Source organism: Streptomyces sp. NBC_00525 (assembly GCF_036346595.1).
Classification (GTDB): Bacteria; Actinomycetota; Actinomycetes; order Streptomycetales; family Streptomycetaceae; genus Streptomyces.
In genome coordinates this window covers 6,212,644-6,229,779 of the sequence record NZ_CP107834.1, presented here as the reverse complement: position 1 = coordinate 6,229,779, position 17,136 = coordinate 6,212,644, and the positions used below count along the sequence as shown (strand labels likewise).

15 protein-coding genes and 1 riboswitch are annotated in these 17,136 nt (G+C 72.4%); of the genes, 4 read left to right on the top strand and 11 right to left on the bottom strand.

Annotated elements, in window-relative coordinates; all coding sequences use genetic code 11:
- Positions 1-23: 23 nt before the first annotated feature.
- Genes OG710_RS27285 through OG710_RS27275 form a run of 3 tightly spaced genes read left to right on the top strand, consistent with a single transcriptional unit; the run spans position 24 to position 3,089 of the window.
- Complete coding sequence (locus tag OG710_RS27285; protein WP_330241697.1) at positions 24-836, top strand: STM4013/SEN3800 family hydrolase; 813 nt, start codon at positions 24-26, stop codon at positions 834-836.
- On the top strand, positions 833-2,188 hold the full coding sequence (locus OG710_RS27280; RefSeq protein ID WP_330241696.1) for an STM4012 family radical SAM protein: 1,356 nt from the start codon (positions 833-835) through the stop codon (positions 2,186-2,188). The genes OG710_RS27285 and OG710_RS27280 overlap by 4 nt, the downstream gene beginning before the upstream one ends.
- Positions 2,189-2,195: 7 nt before the next feature.
- Positions 2,196-3,089, top strand: a complete 894-nt coding sequence (locus OG710_RS27275) for an STM4011 family radical SAM protein (protein WP_330241695.1) — start codon at positions 2,196-2,198, stop codon at positions 3,087-3,089.
- Between the two features lie 18 nt (positions 3,090-3,107).
- Here the strand turns inward: OG710_RS27275 and OG710_RS27270 are convergent, their stop codons facing one another.
- On the bottom strand, positions 3,108-3,962 hold the full coding sequence (locus OG710_RS27270; RefSeq protein WP_330241694.1) for an SGNH/GDSL hydrolase family protein: 855 nt from the start codon (positions 3,960-3,962) through the stop codon (positions 3,108-3,110).
- A 186-nt stretch (positions 3,963-4,148) separates the two neighbouring features.
- Positions 4,149-5,093 (bottom strand): M23 family metallopeptidase, encoded by a 945-nt coding sequence (locus OG710_RS27265; RefSeq protein WP_330241693.1) that lies wholly within the window; start codon positions 5,091-5,093, stop codon positions 4,149-4,151.
- Positions 5,094-5,095: 2 nt separating this feature from the next.
- Positions 5,096-5,257: riboswitch (cyclic di-AMP (ydaO/yuaA leader) on the bottom strand.
- A 414-nt stretch (positions 5,258-5,671) separates the two neighbouring features.
- Here OG710_RS27265 and OG710_RS27260 point away from each other — a divergent pair.
- Entirely contained in the window at positions 5,672-6,484 is an 813-nt protein-coding gene (locus OG710_RS27260) for a tyrosine-protein phosphatase (RefSeq protein WP_330241692.1), read from the top strand.
- A gap of 6 nt (positions 6,485-6,490) precedes the next feature.
- On the opposite strand, the gene OG710_RS27255 is transcribed toward OG710_RS27260, so the two are convergent.
- The 9 genes from OG710_RS27255 to hpnE form a co-directional block, all read right to left on the bottom strand.
- Complete coding sequence (locus OG710_RS27255) at positions 6,491-6,667, bottom strand: DUF6126 family protein (RefSeq protein ID WP_199563555.1); 177 nt, start codon at positions 6,665-6,667, stop codon at positions 6,491-6,493.
- A gap of 43 nt (positions 6,668-6,710) precedes the next feature.
- Positions 6,711-7,319, bottom strand: coding sequence for a helix-turn-helix domain-containing protein (locus tag OG710_RS27250; protein WP_330241691.1), 609 nt, complete (start codon positions 7,317-7,319; stop codon positions 6,711-6,713).
- Between the two features lie 60 nt (positions 7,320-7,379).
- Positions 7,380-8,777 (bottom strand): aspartate aminotransferase family protein, encoded by a 1,398-nt coding sequence (locus OG710_RS27245; RefSeq protein WP_330241690.1) that lies wholly within the window; start codon positions 8,775-8,777, stop codon positions 7,380-7,382.
- Positions 8,774-10,705: a 1-deoxy-D-xylulose-5-phosphate synthase gene (gene dxs / locus OG710_RS27240; RefSeq protein ID WP_330241689.1), complete on the bottom strand. Its 1,932-nt coding sequence runs from the start codon at positions 10,703-10,705 to the stop codon at positions 8,774-8,776. Before dxs ends, OG710_RS27245 begins: the two co-directional genes overlap by 4 nt.
- Positions 10,706-10,798: 93 nt before the next feature.
- Positions 10,799-11,818 carry an adenosyl-hopene transferase HpnH gene (gene hpnH, locus OG710_RS27235; RefSeq protein ID WP_111339314.1) on the bottom strand — a complete coding sequence of 340 codons (1,020 nt, stop codon included), beginning with the start codon at positions 11,816-11,818 and terminating at the stop codon, positions 10,799-10,801.
- A gap of 5 nt (positions 11,819-11,823) precedes the next feature.
- A complete protein-coding gene (locus OG710_RS27230; protein WP_111339313.1) occupies positions 11,824-12,480 on the bottom strand; it encodes a phosphorylase family protein in 657 nt (218 codons plus the stop codon).
- On the bottom strand, positions 12,480-14,483 hold the full coding sequence (shc, locus tag OG710_RS27225; RefSeq protein WP_330241688.1) for a squalene--hopene cyclase: 2,004 nt from the start codon (positions 14,481-14,483) through the stop codon (positions 12,480-12,482). Before shc ends, OG710_RS27230 begins: the two co-directional genes overlap by 1 nt.
- Before the next feature lie 107 nt (positions 14,484-14,590).
- Positions 14,591-15,691: a polyprenyl synthetase family protein gene (locus tag OG710_RS27220; protein WP_199563556.1), complete on the bottom strand. Its 1,101-nt coding sequence runs from the start codon at positions 15,689-15,691 to the stop codon at positions 14,591-14,593.
- Complete coding sequence (hpnE, locus tag OG710_RS27215; protein WP_330241687.1) at positions 15,688-17,076, bottom strand: hydroxysqualene dehydroxylase HpnE; 1,389 nt, start codon at positions 17,074-17,076, stop codon at positions 15,688-15,690. The genes OG710_RS27220 and hpnE overlap by 4 nt, the downstream gene beginning before the upstream one ends.
- Positions 17,077-17,136 lie beyond the last annotated feature (60 nt).

The following is a 17,136-nucleotide window of genomic DNA, read 5'->3' as shown; positions in this document are numbered from 1 at the left end:
CAGCGGCCGTCCCGGACCCCGACATGAGCGAGGTCGTGGGCAGCCACGACCTGCTGCTCGTCACCCTGGACACCCTGCGGTACGACGTCGCGGCGGAGCTGGCCGCCGCCGGGCGCATCCCGCATCTGGCCCGTCATCTGCCGGGCGGCGCCTGGGAGAAGCGGCATGCTCCGGGCAGCTTCACGTACGCCTCCCACCAGGCGATCTTCGCCGGGTTCCTGCCCACTCCGGCGACGCCGGGACCGCATCCCCGGCTGTTCGCGGCCCGCTTCGCCGGCAGCGAGACCACCGCCGAGCGCACCTTCGTGTTCGACACCCCGGACCTGGTGTCGGGGCTGGCGAAGGAGGGCTATCACACGGTGTGCATCGGCGGGGTCGGCTTCTTCAACCGCCGGGGGCCGCTCGGTTCGGTGCTGCCGGGTCTGTTCCAGGAGGCGCACTGGGAGCCGGAGTTCGGGGTGGCCTCGCCCACCTCGTTCGAGGCCCAGGTCGCCCGCGCGGAGCAGGTGGTCGCCGGTCTGCCGTCCGACCGGCGGCTCTTCCTCTTCGTGAACGTCGCGGCGCTCCACCAGCCGAACTGGTTCCACCGTCCCGGCGCGACCCGTGACGCCGGGGACAGCCGTGCGACGCATGCCGCGGCCCTGGAGTACGTGGACGCCCACATCGGCCGGCTCTTCGCGGCCGCGAGCAGCCGCCGCCGTACGTTCGCCATCGTCTGCTCCGACCACGGCACGGCCTACGGCGACGACGGCTACACCGGTCACCGGCTCGGCCACGAGTCCGTCTGGACCGTTCCGTACGCCCACTTCTTCCTGGAACCGGGGGCCGCCCGATGACCGCGACGCAGACCGTCCGCCCGTACGAGAGTTATGTGTACGCCTATCCGCACAAGACGGCGTACCGGCCGCTCGCCGGGCAGCCCGGCGGCAGGCCGGAACTGCGGGAGCTGTGGGCGGGGGAACGCAAGGACGCCCTCTCGCTCTATCTGCACATCCCGTTCTGCGAGGTCCGCTGCGGCTTCTGCAACCTCTTCACCCGGATCGGCGCGCCCGACGAGCTGACCTCGCGCTATCTGGACGCGCTGGACCGGCAGGCGGTCGCCGTGCGGGACGCGCTGGGCGACGGGGAGCCGGTGCGGTTCGCCGCGGCCGCGTTCGGCGGGGGCACGCCCACGTTTCTGACGGCGGGCGAGCTGGAGCGGCTGTGCGACATCGCGGAGAAGCGGATGGGCGCCGATCTGCGGTCCGTGCCGTTGTCCGTGGAGACGTCCCCGTCGACCGCGACCGCCGACCGGCTGGCCGTGCTCGCCGAGCGGGGCACGACCAGGATCAGCATCGGGGTGCAGAGCTTCGTGGAGGCCGAGGCCCGCGCTGCGGTGCGCCCGCAGCATCCGGCCGACGTCGAACGGGCCCTGGACCGCATCCGGGACACCTCCGTACCGATCCTCAACATCGACCTGATCTACGGCATCGACGGCCAGACCGAGCGGACCTGGCAGACCTCGCTGGACACGGCCCTGCGGTGGCGGCCGGAGGAGCTGTATCTCTACCCGCTGTACGTGCGCCCGCTGACCGGGCTGGGCCGGCTCTCCGCCGGGGAGGCCGACGCGGCCTGGGACGAGCAGCGGCTGCGGTTGTACCGGGCGGGGCGCGACCATCTCCTGGCGCACGGCTACGAGCAGGTGTCGATGCGGATGTTCCGGCGCGCGGACGCCCCGCGCACGGACGGCCCCGACGACTACGCCTGCCAGACGGACGGCATGATCGGGCTGGGGTGCGGCGCGCGTTCGTACACCTCGCGGCTGCACTACTCGTTCGACTACGCGGTGCGGATGGGCGAGGTGCGGAGCATCATCGACGCCTACACGGCGACCGCGGACTTCTCCCGCGCCGAGGTGGGCCGCCACACCGACGCGGACGAGGCGCGCCGCCGTCATCTGCTGCAGTCGGTGCTCCAGGCGCGGGGCATGGATGTGGACGGCTACCGCGAGCGGTTCGGGAGTTCGCCGTACGTGGACTTCGCCGCGGAGCTGGCCCGGTTCGAGGAGCGGGGCTGGCTCGACGCGCAGGCGCCGGCCGCGGGCCTGCTGCGTCTGTCGCCCGAGGGGCTCGCGTACTCCGACGCGCTGGGCCCGGAGCTCTTCTCCCCCGCCGTGCGGGCCGCGATGGCCGCGTACGAGCTGAAGTGAGTCACGCGTGGACCTGACGATTCTGTACCGGGGCCCGCTCGCCTCGTGCGACTACGACTGCCCGTACTGCCCGTTCGCCAAGCGGCGCGACAGCCGGGAGCAGCTGCGTGCGGACCGGGCGGCCCTGGAGCGGTTCACTGCGTGGGTGGCGGCGCAGACCGGCGACCGGATCTCGGTGCTGTTCACGCCGTGGGGCGAGGGCCTGGTGCGCTCCTGGTACCGGCGGGCGATCGTGGAGCTGGCGGGGCTGCCGCAGGTGCGCCGGGTCGCGATCCAGACGAACCTGGGCGGCCGGACGGGGTGGCTGGCCGAGGCTCCGGCGGCGGCCCGTGAGCGGATCGCGCTGTGGTGCACCTACCATCCGGGGCAGACGCCGTACGAGCGTTTCCTGGGCCGGTGCGCGGAGCTGCGGGAGCTCGGGGTCCGGCACAGTGTGGGGGTCGTGGGCCTGGACGAGCATCTCGGTGAGGCGCGGCGGCTGCGCGCGGCGCTCCCGGAGGAGGTCTATCTCTGGGTGAACGCCGCCGAGGGGCACACGTACACGGACGAGGAGGCCAGGCGGTGGACGGAGATCGATCCGCTGTTCCCGTACAGCCGCCATCCGCACCGCTCGGGCGGGCTGCCGTGCCGGACCGGTGAGTCGGTGATCTCGGTGGACGGGGAGGGCACGGTGCGCCGCTGCCATTTCGTCAGGGCCGAGCTGGGCAATCTGTACGACGGGAGCTACCGGGCGGCGCTGCGGCCCCGCGCCTGCCCGCTCGCGGTGTGCGACTGCCACATCGGATACGTCCATCTGGAGACACTGCCGCTGTACGACGTGTTCGCGGGCGGGGTGCTGGAGCGCATCCCGGCGGCGCTGCCGCCGTCCCCCGTCGCCGCGCCGGTTGCGCGGGGCGACTGAGGACGACGGAGGGGGCCGTCACAGGGGCAGCAGGTCCGGCCGCTTCGGCTCGACGTGGTCCCCGGAGGACTCACCGCGCAGCCGGCGGCCGATCCACGGGACGAGGTGTTCGCGCGCCCAGTGGATGTCGTCGCGGCGGACCTCCAGGGTGCCGCGCGGGGGTTGCGGCGGCCACGGCTGGTCGGGGTCGGCCGGTACGTCGATGCCGAGGACCTGGGCGGCGCGCAGGGCGACGCGGGTGTGGCCCTCGGGCGAGAGGTGCAGCCGGTCGCTGTCCCAGGCGCGCCGGTCCTGCACGGAGCGCAGCGACCACAGGTCGAGGACCGGGCAGTCGTAGCGGTCGGCGATGGCCCGGACGTGGGCGGTGTAGGTGGCGACCTTGCCGCGCAGATGGCGCAGCACGGGGATGCCCCGGGTGTCGAAGCCGGTGGTGATCATGACGGTGCCGACGGAGCGGGTGAGGTCGGCGACCGCGCGCTCGAAGCGTTCGGCGACGTCGTCGGGGTCGCTGCCCGGCCGGATGATGTCGTTGCCGCCGGCGCAGAAGCTCACCAGGTCGGGGGCGAGTTCCTTGGCGCGGGGCACCTGCTCCTCGACGATCTGGTCGAGGAGGCGTCCTCGTACGGCGAGATTGGCGTACCGGAAGTTGCCGTGCGCGGGATGGGGTGATTCCGCGTTGTCCGTCGTCGGGCCGGGCTCGGGGAGCCGGTCCGCGAGGAGTACCGCGAGCCGGTCGGCCCAGCCGACGAATGTTCCGTCCGGGCCGGGGTCGCCGACTCCCTCGGTGAAGCTGTCGCCGATCGCCGCGTACGACCCGATGGCGTCCTGTCGGTCGACGGCGCTCTGTTGGATGTTGTTCGAATCGTCTGCCACAAACGCATATCCTGCACCGTTTAATGTGACCTACGCGACCGTAATAAGGGGTTGACGGGGGGTGAGATAAACCACCCGGTCAGTTTTCGGTAAAGGGGGAATAAGCGGAGGGACGGCGCACCGTTGTGGTGCGCCGTCCCTCGGTGCCGTCGGGCGGCCCGGTGGTGCGGGCCGGGGCCGGCTGGATCAGACGTAGATGCCGTGCGACGCGAGGTAGGCGATCGGGTCGACGTCGGAGCCGTACTCCGGGCCGGTCCGGACCTCGAAGTGGAGGTGCGGGCCGGTGGCGTTGCCGGTGGAGCCGGAGAGGCCGATCTGCTGGCCCGCGGACACGGTCTGGCCGGCCGAGACGGAGAGCGAGGACAGGTGGCCGTACTGGGAGTAGCGGCCGTCGGCGTGCTTGACGACGACCTGGTTGCCGTAGGCGCCGCCCCAGCCGGCGGTGACGACGGTGCCGGAGGTGATGGCCTTCACGCTGGTGCCGGTGGAGACGGCGAAGTCGATGCCGGTGTGGCTGCCGCTGGACCAGTTGGCACCGGAGGCGCGGTAGGCGGTGGTGTGGTTGCCGGGGACCGGGTGGGCGTAACCGGAGGCGTTGTCCTGGGTGGCGGGGGCCTCGGACTCGGGCGCGGCCTGCACCTCGGTCTTGACCCCGGCCTTGGGCGCGGTGCGGGTCTGGGCCTTGGCGTCGGCCTTCGCCCCGGACCCGGACTCGGTCTTCTTCGGGGCCGGCGCGGCGGGGGCCTCGGACGCGGCGGCGGGGGCCGCCTTGGCGCCGAGGGTCAGCTTCATGCCCGGGAAGATCAGGCTCGGGTTCTCGCCGACGACCTCGCGGTTGTCCTGGTACAGCTTCTGCCAGCCGCCCTTGAGGTGGTGCTGGGCGGCGATCTTCGAGAGGTAGTCGCCGGAGACCACGGAGTAGGTGGTGGTGCCGGTGCTCTTGGCGGGCTTGGCCGGGGTGGCGTGCGCGGCGACCGACTTCGGGGCGGCCGGGGCGGACTGCTCCGCGGCGTGGGCACCGGTGGCGCCGAGCAGCGGAAGCGCGATGACGGCTCCGCCGGCGCTCGCGGCGACGACGCCGCGGGCGATGGTGCTGGTCTTGGGACGGCGGTGCTTACCCGAAATGGGCATGAAGAATTCCTCTCCGGCGCCTGCGAGGTGAGCTGTCGGGTTCGGGCTGGAGATGCCCGGCCGCGTCTGGCGCGACTTCACCCCTAGCCGTCCGGTCGTCCCGGTCGGCGGCTTACCTGGTTCCCCCGCTCCTGCCACACGGTGAGTGGATGCGATTCCGGACGGCGGCAGGATTGGGCGTTCCATCCGGAGTGACATGGAACGTAAGCGAGCCGGGACGGCGGAAACAAGCCACGGGTTCCACCGGGGATTCCGCCCGGGAATTCCGGTGCGGAATTCCAGTCACACTCCGTGGATTACGGATCTTGGCTTTCCGCGCGGTGCGGGGATTACCCCCGCGGAGCGCCGCCACACACCGTCACGGATATGATCCCGCTCACGAGCGGCCGGCCATCTCCCTTGCAAACAGGGCAGGTTCGGGAAAATGCCGCAATACGGACATGGCGCACCGATGGCACGTTCCGGAGCGGGCGCGTTCGGGGTGGCGGGCGAGATGGTTGCCCCGGGAATCGATGTCGTAGGGTCGCGGGCGTGGCCCGTCGGCGACACGCGCCGGGGCAGAGCCTCCAGGAGTGACCGTGACGCAGCAGCTGCCGCAGACCCCGCCGACGGAGCCCGTCCTCACCGGTGTCCGCAACTTCCGCGACCTGGGCGGGCTGCCCACCGCCGACGGCCGCCGGGTGCGGCACGGCAGGCTCTTCCGCAGCGGCCACCTGGCGCAGGCGACCGCCGAGGACGCGGCCTTCCTCGGCGGGCTCGGGCTGCACACCGTCTTCGACTTCCGCAACGCGGCCGACCACCGGCTGGACGGCCTGGACGTGGAGCTGCCGGGGGTGCGCAACGTCAGCATCCCGCTGAGCGACCCGGCGGACGGGGCGGAGTTCTGGCGGATGGTGCGCGACGGCGACCTGGCGGATCTGCGCTCGATCCTGGCGGACGGCAAGGGCACGCGCCGCATGATCGCCTCGTACCGGTCGATCATCCTGGAGCGCACCGCCGAGCACAGCCGGGTGCTGCACGCGCTGGCCGAGGACAGCGTGCCCGCGCTGATGCACTGTGCGGCCGGCAAGGACCGGGCGGGGCTGTCCGTCGCGGTGACGCTGCTCGCGCTGGGCGTCGAGCGGGAGACGATCGAGGCCGACTACCTCAAGTCGAACGACCCGCACCGCCGCTACCGCATCCGGCGCAGCGACACCTCCGCCGCCGGCATGTCGCCGGAGGTGCTGGAGCTGCTGAACCCGCTGTTCGGCGCCGAGTCCGCGTATCTGGCCGCGGCCTTCGCCGCCGTCGACGAGACCTGGGGCGGCACCGACCGCTATCTCGGCGAGGGCCTGAAGCTGGCGCCGGCCACCCGTGAGCGGCTGCGCGAGCGGCTGCTCGACGAGGGGTGATCCGTCCTACTGGTTGTTCATGCCGACCGCGAAGAGCAGATAGAGGAACGCGGCGATGACGTGCCCGGCCACCAGGTAGGCGAAGAGCCGGATGACGAGTCCGCGCGGCATCTTCTTCTCATGGGTGTCGTCGCCGGGGCGCCTGGCCGGGGTGAGCGGGTCGTAGTTCTCCGAGTCGGACATGACTGGCCTCTCTGGCTGCCGGGGAGTCCCGGTGGCGGAAATCTCAGCCGCGGTGGGCGGCGCCGCCGAGGCACAGCTCGACGGCGGGGCTCTGCAGCAGGGTGTGGACGAAGAGCAGTTCGGAGCCGTGGGGCTCCAGGGCGGCGATCCGGTGCGGGGTGAGCGAGTCGAAGTGCGCGCCGTCGCCCGGCGCGAGGTCGTGGACCGTCTCGCCGAGCGTCACCCGCAGGCGGCCGCGCAGGACGTACAGCCACTCCTCGCCGGGATGGACCCGGACCAGGTCACCCTGGGCGCCGTACGGGACGCGGACGCGCAGCGCCTGCATGGCCCGGCCGGAGCCGCCGGCCTGCTGGTAGATCCAGCCGTCCGCGGCCGCCCCCTCGAACGGGCCGCCGCGCACGATCGCGTCACGTTCGGGGGGCGTCTCGCCGAGCAGTTCGGAGACCGTCGTACCGTAGATCCTGGCCAGCTGGAGCAGCATGGGCAGCGAGGGCTGGCGCCGGCCCGTTTCGAGCCGGGAGAGATGGGCGGGCGAGAGCCCCGCCCGCTGGGCCGCGGTCTCCAGGGTGAGACCACGGCCGCGGCGCAGATCGCGCAGGCGTGGCGCGACACCGGGCAGCTCGCCGGCCGCCTGGTCGTCCGGAGGGTTCATGCCTCCATTGGGCCAAAATCTTTCCCCTGGGGCAAATTTCTTGCCTCTCGGGCAAAAACGTCAGCGGTTGGCGACGGCCTGCTTCACCAGGGTCCGGCCGAAGTCCCACATCAGTCCCCCGCCGCTGTGCGCGTCGTCCATGACGGCGGTGAACGCGGTGACGAAGCGGTCCACGTCCGCGTCGTCGATCACCAGCGGCGGAATCAGCTTGATCACTTCGAGGTGGTCGCCGGAGACCTGGGTGAGGATGCGGTGCTTCTGGAGGAGCGGCACGACGACCATCTGCGCGAAGAGCCCCTTGCGGGCGGCCTGGAGCATCGTCCAGCGGCTGCGCAGTTTCAGCGAGGTGGGGCGGCCGAACTCGATGCCGATCATCAGCCCGCGCCCCCGCACCTCGTGCAGCAGCTCGTAGCGGCCGACCAGCGCGGACAGCCGCTCGCGGAGCAGGTCGCCGGTGCGGCGCGCGTGCGCGACGGTCTCCTCGTCCTCCATCACCGACAGCACCGCGAGCCCGGCGGCCATCGCCTGGGCGTTGGAGCCGAAGCTTGCGGAGTGGACGAGGACGCGGTCCATCGAGGAGTAGACGCGCTTGAAGATCCAGTCCTTGCCGAGCGTCGCCCCGACCGGGACGTAGCCGCCGGACAGCGCCTTGGCCACGCAGACGAGATCGGGCTCCACGCCCTCCTCGTGCTGGTAGGCGTAGAAGTCGCCGGTCCTGCCGAGCCCGGTCTGCACCTCGTCGGCGATCAGGAGCGCCTTGTGCCGGTGCAGCAGCTCCTGGGCCTCGCGCAGGAAGCCGGGCGGCGCGGGGTGCACCCCCTTGCCCTGGATCGGCTCGACGACCAGCGCGGCCACATCGCCCCGCTTGAGCTCCCGGCGCAGCGCGTCGAGGTCGCCGAGGGCGATGGCGGTGTCGGGGAGCAGCGGGGCGAAGCCGTCGCGGAAGCCGCCCTCGCCGTTGACCGAGAGGGAGCCGGTGGTCAGCCCGTGGAAGGCGTGGTCGCAGTACAGGACGCGCGGCCTGCCGGTGGCGTACCGGGCGAACTTGAGCGCGGTCTCGACGGCCTCGGTGCCGCTGTTGCCGAAGAAGACGCGGTCCAGGTGCGGGCTGTGGCTCAGCAGCTTCTCGGCGAGGAGGCCCGGCAGCGGCTGGCAGTCGAAGCGGGTGAGGTCGGCGAGCGAGGCGTCGAGGACGTCGTGCAGCGCCTTGCGTACGACGGGGTGGTGCCGTCCGAGCCCCATCACGCCGAAACCGGCGAGCATGTCGAGGTAGTCGTTGCCGTCGGCGTCCCAGAAGTGGGCGCCCTCGGCCCGCTCGTAGACCTTGTCGAAGCCGATGGTGTGCAGCATGCGCGGGAGCTGGTGGTTGAGGTACCGGCTGTGCAGCTCGTAGCGTTCGGCGCCGCGCTCGGCCAGGAGCCGCGCCAGATCGAAGCCCTTGGGCCCGTCGTCCTTCATGCCCCGCTCTCCTTGTGCCCGTCGTCCGGGGCCCGGTGCCCCGCCGTGCCGCCGGCCGCCCGCAGTGCGGTGGTGGCGGCGCTGATCCGGCCCGCGATCTCGACCGGTGTGAGTCCGATGTCGGCCAGCACCTCGGCCCGTTTGCCGTGCGCGAGGAACTGCTCGGGAATGCCGAAGGTGCGCAGCGGTACGTCGACGTCCGCGTCCCGCAGCGCCAGGCCGACCGCCCAGCCGACGCCCCCGGTCCGGCTGTTGTCCTCGACGACGGCGACGAGCCGGTGCCCGGCGGCGAGCGGCGGCAGCTCCGCGTCGACCGGTTTGACCCAGCGCGGGTCCACCACGGTGCACCGGATGCCGGCGCCCGCGAGCAGTTCGGCGGCCCGCAGGCAGACCGTGGCCATCACGCCGACCGCGACGAGCAGCACATCGGCGTCCTCGTCGCGCCGCAGCACGTCCATGGAGCCGATCCGGCCGACGGCGGGGACCGGTTCGCCCACGGACTCCTTCGGGAACCGCACCAGAGTCGGCGCGTCGTCGACCGCGACCGCCTCGCGCAGTTCCTCGCGCAGCCGGTCCGCGTCGCGGGGTGCGGCGATGCGCAGTCCGGGGACGACCTGGAGGATCGACAGGTCCCACATGCCGTTGTGCGAGGCGCCGTCCGTACCGGTGACGCCGGCCCGGTCCAGGACGAAGGTGACCCCGCACTTGTGCAGGGCGACGTCCATCAGGAGCTGGTCGAAGGCCCGGTTGAGGAAGGTGGCATAGACGGCGACGACCGGGTGGAGGCCACCCGTGGCGAGTCCGGCGGCGCTCACCGCGGCGTGCTGCTCGGCGATGCCCACGTCCCAGACGCGGCCGGGGAACGCCTCGGCGAACCGGGTCAGTCCCACCGGGTCGAGCATCGCGGCGGTGACCGCGACGACGTCCGGCCGCTCCGCGCCGATGGCCGTGATCTCGTCGGCGAACACGGAGGTCCAGGACGGCCCGGCGGCGGGGGTGAGCGGGGCGCAGGTGCGCGGGTCCATGGCGCCCACGGTGTGGAAGCGGTCGGCCTCGTCGCGCAGGGCGGGGGCGTAGCCGCGGCCCTTCTCGGTGATGCAGTGCACGAGGACCGGGCCCCGGTAGCGGCGGGCGCGGTGCAGGGCCGCCTCGACGGCGGCGGTGTCGTGGCCGTCGACGGGGCCGATGTACTTCAGCCCGAGGTCCTCGAACAGGCCCTGCGGGGCGACGAAGTCCTTGAGGCCCTTCTTGGCGCCGTGCAGCGATCCGTACAGCGGCTGCCCGATGACGGGGGTGCGTTCCAGCAGCCCCTTGCCCCAGGCCAGGAAGCGTTCGTAGCCGTCGGTGGTGCGCAGGGTGGCGAGGTGGCGGGCGAGGCCGCCGATGGTGGGGGCGTAGGAGCGGGCGTTGTCGTTGACGACGACGATCAGCGGGCGGTCCTTGGCGGCGGCGATGTTGTTCAGCGCCTCCCAGGCCATGCCGCCGGTCAGCGCGCCGTCGCCGATGACCGCGACGACCCGGCCGATCCTGCCGCGTACCTCGTCGGCCTTGGCGAGGCCGTCCGCCCAGCCGAGGACGGTGGAGGCGTGCGAGTTCTCGATGACGTCGTGCTCGGACTCGGCGCGCGAGGGGTAGCCGGAGAGCCCGCCCTTGCCGCGCAGCTTGGAGAAGTCCTGGCGGCCGGTGAGGAGCTTGTGCACGTAGCTCTGGTGGCCGGTGTCCCACAGGATGCGGTCGACGGGCGAGTCGAAGACCCGGTGCAGGGCGATGGTCAGTTCGACCACGCCGAGGTTGGGGCCGAGGTGGCCCCCGGTCCTGGCCACCGCCTGCACCAGGAAGGTGCGGATGTCGTCGGCGAGTTCGCCGAGTTGTGACGCGTTCAGTGCCTTGAGATCGTGCGGCCCCCGGATGTTCTGCAGCGGCGACATGCCGGGCCCCCTCTCTGGTCCTGTTCCACCTCGGGTGACGGCCGGGGCCGGCGGGCGGGACGAGCCGCCCGCCGGCCGACAGGCCCTAGCGGCTCAGCGGCTTCCGCCGACGGTCTCGCGTGCGGCGCGCAGTGATTCCTTGAGGGAGCCCATGGTGGCGAGGACGGCGGTGGGCTCGTAGCCGCAGTGCGCCATGCAGTTGGCGCAGCGCGGGTCCTTGCCCCGGCCGTATTTGTCCCAGTCGGTCTCCTCGATGAGCTGCCGGTACGTGGGCACGTAGCCGTCGCTCATCAGGTAGCAGGGCCGCTGCCAGCCGAACAGCGAGTAGTTGGGGATGGCCCAGGCGGTGCAGGGGAAGTCGGCCTTGCCCTCCAGGAAGTCCAGGAAGAGCGGCGAGTGGTTGAGCCGCCAGCGGCCGCGGTTGCCGCCGGCGAAGGTCTTGCGGAACAGCTCGCGGGTCTGCTCGACGCCCAGGAAGTGCTCCTGATCGGGCGCCTTCTCGTAGGCGTAGGCGGGCGAGATCATCATCTCGTCCACCTGGAGGTCGTCGTTGAGGAAGTTGAGCACCTCGATGATGGTCTGCGGGGTGTCGGTGTTGAAGAAGGTGGAGTTGGTGGTGACCCGGAAGCCGCGCCGCTTGGCCTCCTTGATCGCCGCCACCGCCTCGTCGAACACGCCCTCCTTGGCGACCGACTCGTCGTGCCGTTCGCGCATTCCGTCGATGTGCACCGCGAACGCGAAATAGGGCGAGGGCGTGAACTTCTCGATCTTCTTGCGCAACAGCATCGCGTTGGTGCAGAGGAACACGTATTTCCTCTTCGCCACGAGCTGCCGCACGATCTCGTCGATCTGCGGGTGCATCAGGGGTTCGCCCCCGGCGATGGAGACCATCGGGGCGCCCGACTCCAGCACGGCGCCCACGGCCTGGGCCACGGGCATGCGCTGCTTGAGGACACCGGCCGGGTGCTGGATCTTCCCGCAGCCCTCGCAGGCGAGGTTGCAGGCGAACAACGGTTCGAGCTCGACGATCAGCGGGAATTTGTCCCTCTTGCGGAGCTTCTGTTCAATGAGATACGTCGCAACCTTGATGGACTGGCGAAGCGGCATGGCCATCTGGCTCACCTCCTGGGGAGCAGCAAAGATCGGTGCCATTCATGGAAAGCCGGCAGGACTGCGCGGAGAACACGGAAAGCCGATATTCCACCGCGGACCGTGCCGATGCGGACGAGCTCGTGCTCCGGGGCGTCCACGACCACCCGTACGGCGGCAACCGGGCGCGGCCCGGACCGCAGGGCGGTGCGCAGGGTCGCGGCGGACTCCATGTCCACCGCGATCGCCCCGGTGGCCCGCAGCTCCGCCCGCTCGTGTCCCCGCACGACGTGGTCGGAGCCGGTCAGCGGACCGGTGTGTACGGTGCGCCCCGGTACGGCCCCGGCCAGCGCGGCGGCCAGCACCTCCGTACCGGTGCAGGGGACGCGGTCCCCGGCGTCCCGTGTCTCCGAGGCCACCACCAGGTCGCCCGGGTGCATGCCGGGGGCGAGGCCGGCGCAGAACCCGGAGGCGATGACGGCGGCGTCCGCCGCCCCGGACCGGCCCAGCGCGCGGGCCACGGCGGTCTCGGCCGCTCTGGGGCCCATGCCGGTACGGAGCACGGTGGCCCGGTGCGGGGCGCCCGCCGCCCCCCGGCCGGTGCGCAGGGCGAGCTGTTCGATGCCGAGCGCGCAGGCGATCAGCAGGGGGGCGGTGGGCCCGGCCGGCCCCGGACCCTCGCCCATCAGGCCTCCTCGCGCTTCGGGGCACGGTCCGCGAACGGGTCGCCGTGCACGTAGCGCCCGAGTGCGGTGAGCGGGAAGACCTGCCGGTAGAGGTGGTAGTTGATGGAGAAGTCCCAGGGGAAGCCGGTCCCGGTGAAGTAGGGCTCGTCCCAGGAGCCGTCCGCCTGCTGGGTCTCGGTGAGCCAGGTGATGCCGCGGGTGACGGCGACGGTGTCCCGGCGGCCGGCGGCGAGCAGGGCGAGCAGGGCCCAGGCGGTCTGGGACGCGGTGGACGCCCCCTGCCCGATCCACTTCTCCTCGGTGTACGAGCGCAGGTCCTCGCCCCAGCCGCCGTCGTCGTTCTGCACGGACTCCAGCCACTCGACCGCGCGCCGGATCGAGGGATGCGAGACGGGCAGTCCGGCGGCGGTCAGCGCGGGGACCACGGACCCCGTGCCGTACACGTAGTTGACGCCCCAGCGTCCGAACCAGCCCCCGTTGGGGTCCTGTTCGGACAGCAGCCATTCGATTCCGCGCCGGGTGACGGGGTCCGTGGCGCGGCCCTCGACGGCGAGCATCTCCACCACGTGTCCGGTGACGTCGGCGGACGGGGGGTCGATGACCTCACCGAAGTCGCAGAAGGGCAGCCGGTTGGGGAAGGGGCTGGTGTTGTCCGCGTCGAACGCGCCCCAGGCGCCGTTGCGGGACTGCATCCCGACGGTCCAGCGCACGCCGCGTTCGATGGCGGCGTTCACCCGGTCCTGGTCGGGGTGGCGGACCCGGCGCAGGGCGAGGGCCACCTCCGCGGTGTCGTCGATGTCCGGGTAGTTGTCGTTGTGGAACTCGAACGCCCAGCCGCCGGGCTCCAGATCGGGCCGGCGCACCGCCCAGTCGCCGGGCCGGTCGATCTCCTCGGCGAGCATCCAGTCGGCCGCCCTGACGAGCGCCGGGTGGTCGGGGGCGACCCCCGCGTCGGCGAGGGCGATGGTGGCCAGGCAGGTGTCCCAGACGGGCGACTGGCATGCCTCGATCATGCGGGTGCCGTCCTCGCGCCACACGGCGAAGCGGTCGAGCGATTCGAGGCCGGCCCGCATCACCGGGTGGTCGAGGTCGTAGCCGAGGAGGTGCAGGGCGATGACGGAGTAGACGGCGGGCGGCTGGATGCCGCCCCAGCAGCCGTCGTTCTCCTGGCGTTCGATGATCCAGCGGGCGGCGATGTTCATCGCGACGCGGCGCAGTGGGCGCGGCGCGAACCGGTGGTAGACGTGCAGTGCCTTGTCGAGGCGCTGGAAGAGGCCGTCCCAGCTCCCCACCGGCGCGGCGCGCCGGGGCGGGTTGGGGTGGTCCGGGTCGGTGTGCAGCTCGTCCAGCGCGAAGGGGGCGGGCCGCACCGGCCGCTTCGCGGAGACGATGGTGAGCGGCACGATGGTCTGGCGGGCCCAGCAGCCGAAGTCGTAGATGTTGAGCGGGACCCACTTGGGGAAGAACATCAGCTCGGGCGGGAGTTCGGGCAGGTCGTCCCACTTCCACCAGCCGAAGAGGGCCAGCCAGATGCGGGTGAAGACCCGGCTCGCGGCGATGCCGCCCTGGTCCCTGACCCAGCCGGCGGCCCGGCGCATGTGCGGGTCCTCCGGCCGGTCGCCCGCCAGCCGCAGCGCGACGTACGCCTCGATGGTGGCGGAGAGGTCGGCGGGGCCGCCGTGGAAGGTCGCCCAGGTTCCGTCGCCGAGCTGTTCGCCCCGGATGAAGCCGGCGGCCGCGTGGAGCGTGGCGGGGTCCTGGATGCCGAGGAACTGCCGGAGCAGGAGGTCCTCGGCGTCCATGGTGACGTTGGTGGCGAGGTCGCCCTTCCACCAGCCCTGTTCGTCCTGCCTGCCGAGGAGATGCTCCACGGAGCGTTCCGCGGCCTGCCGCGCGGCGGCCAGGGCGGCGTCGGCGGCGATCGTTGGTTGAGTGGTGATGGTGCTGGCCGAGGCTGCGCGGGGGTCAACGGCCCCGGTGCTTCCGTCGGTCGTCGCTGTCATGGCTTCCCCTTCGTGCAGTTGGTCCTCTGCTGTGCTGGGGTCTCCGTCGGCCGGCGCCCGTGGGGGCGCCGGCCGGCGACTGCGAGTTCATATGGACCAGATGGTGATCATCTCTTTCGTACGACGACGAAGTCCGCGAGCGCCGTGAGCTGCGCCCGCACGGTGTGCGGCATGTCGACGGCGTGCAGCGCCTCTATGGCGACCGCGTGCTGACGGCGTGCCTCCTGGGCGGTCCACTCGCGACCGCCCGCCTCCTCGATGAGCGCCGCGCGGGCGGCGAACTCCTCCTCGGAGAAGCTGTCGAAGTCGCTGCTCTTGGCGTCGGCGGCGAGCAGTTCGCCGAGCCGCTCGGAGGCCGGTCCGCCCGCGGCGAGCGCGGCGACGACCGGCAGGGACTTCTTGCGCTGTCGCAGATCGCTCCACGTCTGCTTGCCGGTGGACTCGGGGTCGCCCCAGATGCCGAGCAGGTCGTCGACCGCCTGGAAGGCGAGCCCGAGGTGGTGGCCGTAGGCCTCCAGCACGTCGGCGGTGCGGTCGTCGGCGCCGCCGAGCACCGCGCCGATGGAGCAGGCGCAGGCGAGGAGGGCGCCGGTCTTGTTGCCCTCCATCTCCAGGCACTCCTCGACCGTGACGCGCTCGCGGTGCTCGTAGGAGATGTCCTGGGCCTGGCCGTCGATGAGCTTGCGGGTGGCCGCGGTCAGCCGCCGGGCGGCCCGCAGCGCCTCCACCGTGCCCAGTTCCAGCACGACCTCGTTGGCCAGGGCGAACAGGGCGTCGCCGACCAGGATCGCCTGCGCGGGGCCGTGCACCTTCCATACGGTGTCGCGGTGGCGCCGCTGCTCGTCGCCGTCCATCAGGTCGTCGTGCAGCAGCGAGAAGTTGTGCACGAGTTCGACCGCGACCGCGCCGGGCACGCCGGCCTCGGCAGCGGCGCCGGCCGCCTCGGCGGACAGCAGGGCCAGCGCCGGGCGGACGGCCTTGCCGCCGTCGCCGTCGGCGGGCCTGCCCTGGGCATCGATCCAGCCGAAGTGGTAGGCGGCCACGGTGTCCATGGGCGGTGCGAGCCGGTCGACGGCGGCCCGGAGCACCGGCGCGGAAAGGGCCCGTCCGCGCTCCAGAAGCGCGGTGACGTCCGTGGTGTCCACGGTGTCGGAAGCCGGATTCGCCGGGGTCACTGACTCTCCTCTTGTTCCGGTGGTACTGCTCATGCCGCCTCCTGCAGCGGATGTTCGTGGGGGCGGCCGAGCGCCAGGAGCGCGGCGTCCGCGGCGCCCGCACCGCTGCGGACCGCACCCTCCATCGTGGCGGGCCAGCCGGTGGCGGTCCAGGCACCTGCCAGGAAGAGACCGGGGGCGCGGGTGAGGGTTCCGGGACGCAGCCGGCCGACGCCGGGCGCGGGCGCGAAGGTCGCGGTGCGCTCGCGGGTGACGAAGAAGTCCCGGATGCCGGCGCCCCGTGCGGCCGGCAGCAGCCGTTCCAGCTCGGGGAGGTAGCGGGCGCGCAGTTCGGCGACGGGCAGGTCGATCTCCTCGCCGGCCGCGGACTGGGAGACCGCGAGGTACTGGCCGGGGCCGGTGAGGCCGGACGCCTCGGTGCGGTCGAAGACCCATTGGACGGGCGAGCCGAGCGCGGTGAAGAAGGGCCGTTTGAGCACCTTGCGGTCGTAGACGACGTGCACGTTGAGGATCGGCGATGTGCCGATGTCCAGGAGCCGGTCCGGCTCGTCGAGCGCGCCCTCGGGCAGCAGGGCGTGGGTCTCGCGCTGCGGCACGGCCAGCACGACGGTGTCCGCCTCGATCCGCTCGGCGCCGGTGTCCACCAGCCAGCCGCCCTCGTCGGTGCGGGTGAGGGCGGTGGCCTTGGTGCGCAGTTCGGTGCGTACGCCGGCGGAGTCCAGGGCCTTGCGGCAGAGGGTGTCGTGGATGTCGCCGAGGGGTACGGAGGCCCAGCCGATGTCGGCGGCGCCGGGGTCGGAGAGCAGTCCGGTCTTGAAGACCTTGGCGGCGAGCGCCAGCGACGAGTTGGGCGCGGTGGCGTTGAGGGTGGCGACGCCGACGAGGTCCCAGAGGGCCTCGATGGTGCGGGGCGACTGGCCGTGCCGGGTGAGCCAGCTGCCGAAGTCCTCGGCGTCGAGGGCGGGGTCGTCCGGGTCGAGCCGGCCGAGGGCGAGCGCGGCGCGTGCGACGCCGGCGCGTTCGGCGAGCGAGAGGTGCGGGTAGCCGGCGAGGCCGGCGGCGAGGTGCAGCGGGACCGGGAGCCCGTTGCGGCGCAGCCGTCCCAGCCGGGGCCCGGCGGGCCGGCCGACGTCGAGAACGGGCACGTCCAAACGGTTTTGCAGCGGGGAGAGGCCGATGGCGTCGATCCGGTCGAGGAACCATCGGTAGGCGGTGCAGCAGCGCAGGTAGACGTGTTGTCCGTTGTCGACGGTCAGTTCGCCGCGGCGGAAGGAGAAGGCGAGCCCGCCGAGCCGGGGCCGCCCTTCGAGCAGGGTCACGTCAAGCCCGGCGTCGGCCAGGCGCAGGGCCGCGGTGGTGCCGGCGAGCCCGCCGCCCACCACGACGGCGCGGGACGTGCGCAGGGCGTCGTCACTCATGAGTCCCCCTCTCGGCGGCGGCTTTCCCGTCGGGCCTGCTCAGTCAGGGACGCGGCCGCA

Coding starts and splice junctions, on each gene's coding strand:
- OG710_RS27285 (WP_330241697.1), top strand. CDS start 24: ATGAGCGAGGTCGTGGGCAGCCACGACCTGCTGCTCGTCACCCTGGAC.
- OG710_RS27280 (WP_330241696.1), top strand. CDS start 833: ATGACCGCGACGCAGACCGTCCGCCCGTACGAGAGTTATGTGTACGCC.
- OG710_RS27265 (WP_330241693.1), bottom strand. CDS start 5,093: ATGCCCATTTCGGGTAAGCACCGCCGTCCCAAGACCAGCACCATCGCC.
- OG710_RS27255 (WP_199563555.1), bottom strand. CDS start 6,667: ATGTCCGACTCGGAGAACTACGACCCGCTCACCCCGGCCAGGCGCCCC.
- OG710_RS27250 (WP_330241691.1), bottom strand. CDS start 7,319: ATGAACCCTCCGGACGACCAGGCGGCCGGCGAGCTGCCCGGTGTCGCG.
- OG710_RS27245 (WP_330241690.1), bottom strand. CDS start 8,777: ATGAAGGACGACGGGCCCAAGGGCTTCGATCTGGCGCGGCTCCTGGCC.
- dxs (WP_330241689.1), bottom strand. CDS start 10,705: ATGTCGCCGCTGCAGAACATCCGGGGGCCGCACGATCTCAAGGCACTG.
- hpnH (WP_111339314.1), bottom strand. CDS start 11,818: ATGGCCATGCCGCTTCGCCAGTCCATCAAGGTTGCGACGTATCTCATT.
- OG710_RS27230 (WP_111339313.1), bottom strand. CDS start 12,480: ATGGGCGAGGGTCCGGGGCCGGCCGGGCCCACCGCCCCCCTGCTGATC.
- shc (WP_330241688.1), bottom strand. CDS start 14,483: ATGACAGCGACGACCGACGGAAGCACCGGGGCCGTTGACCCCCGCGCA.
- OG710_RS27220 (WP_199563556.1), bottom strand. CDS start 15,691: ATGAGCAGTACCACCGGAACAAGAGGAGAGTCAGTGACCCCGGCGAAT.
- hpnE (WP_330241687.1), bottom strand. CDS start 17,076: ATGAGTGACGACGCCCTGCGCACGTCCCGCGCCGTCGTGGTGGGCGGC.